The sequence below is a fragment of the Candidatus Protofrankia californiensis genome (genome assembly GCF_900634765.1).
GTDB lineage: Bacteria > Actinomycetota > Actinomycetes > Frankiales > Frankiaceae > Protofrankia > Protofrankia californiensis.
In genome coordinates this window covers 5,925-9,197 of sequence record NZ_CAAAFT010000303.1, presented here as the reverse complement: position 1 = coordinate 9,197, position 3,273 = coordinate 5,925, and the positions used below count along the sequence as shown (strand labels likewise).

The 3,273-nt window shown below is 76.8% G+C and carries 1 protein-coding gene; it reads left to right on the top strand.

Annotated features, from left to right (window positions below):
- On the top strand, positions 1-3,273 hold a 3,273-nt coding region (locus DD1DGNOD_RS27135), incomplete at both ends, for an SDR family NAD(P)-dependent oxidoreductase (protein WP_165036776.1).

The following is a 3,273-nucleotide window of genomic DNA, read 5'->3' as shown; positions in this document are numbered from 1 at the left end:
CCGGACGGCTGGCCACGGCCACCCAGCCCTGGCTCGCCGACCACGCCGTCGCCGGCACCACGGTGCTGCCGGGCGCGGCGGCCGTCGAGCTCGCCCTGCACGCCGGAGCCCAGGTCGGCCACGGCCACCTGCGGGAACTCACGTTGCACGCCCCGCTGGTGATCCCGGACGGCGGCGGCGTCCGGTTCCAGCTCGCGGTGGGCCCGCCGGAGCGCGACGACCCCGGCACGCGCCCGGTGACGCTGTACTCCCGTCCGGAGGACTCCCGTCCGGGTGGCGACGACACCCACCCCAACGGCGAGATCCCCTGGACCCACCACGCCACCGGCCTGCTCACCCAGGATCCACCGGCCCCGGCACCGGACGATCTCGCCGGGCAGTGGCCACCGCCCGGCGCGGTCGGCATCGACCTCGACGGCCTCTACGACCGGCTCGCCGACGACGGATACGGCTACGGCCCGTTCTTCCGCGGCCTGCACGCCGCCTGGCAGCACGGTGACGACGTCCTCGCCGAGGTCGCGCTGCCCGTCGCGGGCGCCGCCGAGGGGTACGGGCTGCACCCCGCCCTGCTCGACGCCGCCCTGCACGCGGTCGTCGGCCTGCTGCCCGCGCCGGGTGGTGCCCTGCGGCTGCCGTTCGCCTGGACGGACGTCTCCCTGGCCGCCACCGGGGCCAGCACGCTGCGGGTCCGCGTCCGGCCGGCCGGCACGGACACGGTGAGCGTGCACGCCGCCGACCCGGCCGGCGCCGCGGTGGTGGCCGTCGGTGCGCTGGCGCTGCGGCCGGTCGCGCCCGGCACGCTGGTCGCCGGTGGCACCGACGTGGCGTACCTGCTGGACTGGTCGCCGCTGCCGGCGGCCACGACACCCGCGGACACCTCACCCGCCGACGCCTCACCTGTCGACGCTGTCGAGATCCTCCCGGAACTTCCCCCTGATGGGCCGGTGCCGGCCACCGTCGCCGTCTGGGTGAGCGCTCCGGCCGCACCGGGCGTCCCGGCAACGGTGACCATTCCGGCGGCGGAGAGCGTCCCGGCGACGCCGGACGTCCCGGCGGCCGTCGCGGCCACCACCGAACGGGTGCTCGCCACGGCGCAGGCCTGGCTCGCCGACGAGCGTTTCGCGGCGGGCCGGCTGGTCCTGGTGACCCGCGGCGCGGTCGCCACCCGCATCGGCGAGGACGTCGCGGACCTTGCCGCGGCCGCGGCCTGGGGACTGGTGCGCTCGGCCCAGTCCGAGCATCCCGGCCGGTTCGTCGTACTCGACCTCGACGGCGACCCCGGTGCCGATCCGGCGCGCGCGGCGGCAGTGGCGGCGGCGGTGGCCAGCGGGGAACCTCAGGTGGCGGTCCGTGACAGCGTGGTGCTGCTCCCCCGGCTCACGCGGCAGCCGGCGCCCGGTTCGGCTGCCTCGGGCGAGCTGCTGCCTGCGACCGGCAGCACCATCGGCACCAGCCGGGACAGCGGCCATGACACCGAACGTGACGCCGGCACCGTGCCATGGCGTCTCGACGTCACCTCGCCCGGCAGCCTGGACTCGCTCGCGCTGGTGGACGACCCGGACGCGGCGCTGCCGCTGGAGCCGGGGCAGGTCCGGGTCGCCCCACGGGCCCTCGGCGTGAACTTCCGCGACGTTTTGATCACTCTTGGTGTCTATCCCGGCCGGGCCCGCATCGGCGCCGAAGGGGCCGGCGTGGTCGTCGAGGTCGCCCCCGACGTCACCGACCTCGCCCCCGGCGACCGGGTCATGGGACTGCTGCCGGGCAACGCCGGCACGCTCGTCCGGGTCGACCGCAGGCTGCTCGTCGGGTTCCCGGCGGGCTGGTCGTTCACACAGGCCGCCACCGTCCCGGTCGCGTTCCTCACCGCCTACCACGGTCTGTTCGACCTCGGCGCCCTGCGGCCGGGCGAGCGGGTGCTGGTGCACGCCGCCACCGGCGGGGTCGGACAGGCCGCCGTCGCGCTCGCGCACCACCGGGGTGCGGAGGTGTTCGCGACCGCCAGCCCCGCGAAGTGGGACGTGCTGCGCGCACTCGGCCTGGACGACGACCACATCGCCTCCTCTCGCGAGCTCGATCCCGCCGACGGCTTCGAGGCCCGCTTCGGCCGGGTCGACGTGGTGCTCAACGCGCTGGCGCACGAGTTCACCGACGCGTCCCTGCGGATGCTCGGCCCGGGCGGCCGGTTCGTCGAGATGGGCAAGACCGACCCGCGGCACCCCGACGACGTGGCCGCGGACCATCCCGGCGTCTCCTACCTGCCGTTCGACCTGCTCGCGGACGTCCCACCGGAGCGGATCGCCGAGCTGCTCGGCGAGCTGGCCGGGCTGTTCGCCGAGGACGCGCTGCGCCCGCTGCCCGTCGCGGCGTGGGACGTGCGGCATGCCCCCCGCGCGCTGCGGCACCTCTCCCAGGCCCGCCACGTCGGCAAGCTCGCGCTGACCGTGCCCGGCCGGCTCGACCCCGACGGCACGGTCCTGATCACCGGCGGGACGGGGACGCTCGGCCGGCTGGCCGCCCGCCGGCTGGTCACCCACCACAACGTGCGGCATCTGCTGCTGGTCAGCCGCGGCGGGCCGGGGGCGGACGGTGCCGCGGCGTTCGTCTCCGAGCTCACCGAGCTGGGCGCGGCCGTCACCCTGGCTGCCGTCGACGTCGCCGACCGTGACGCGCTGGCCGCTCTCCTGGACGCCGTCCCCCGCGTCCACCCGCTCACCGCTGTGATCCACACGGCTGGTGTCCTCGACGACGCCACCGTCACCGGGCTGACCCCGTCGCGGCTGCGGACGGTGGCCCGGCCGAAGGCCGACGCGGCGTGGAACCTGCACGAGCTGACCCGGCAGGCCGATCTCGCCGCCTTCGTGCTCTACTCGTCGGCCGCGGGCGTGCTGGGCACCCCGGGGCAGGCGAACTACGCCGCCGCGAACGCCTTCCTCGACGGGCTGGCCGCGCACCGCCGTGCCCACGGGCTGCCGGCGACATCGCTGGCCTGGGGGTACTGGGAGCAGGCCAGCGGCATGACCGGTCATCTGGGCGGGGTGGATGTGGCCCGGCTGGGTCGCGGCGGGCTGCTGCCGCTGCCCACCGAGACCGCGCTGGCGCTGTTCGACGCCGCGCTCAGCACGCCGTACCCGGCCCTGGTGCCGGCTCGCATCGACCGGACCGGCACCGGCCGGGACGCCTTCGGCCGGGACGACGACCAGCCCGCCGTGCTGCGCGGCCGGCCCCGCGCGACCGTCCGCCGCGCCACCGGGGACGACGGCACGGGGTACGGCG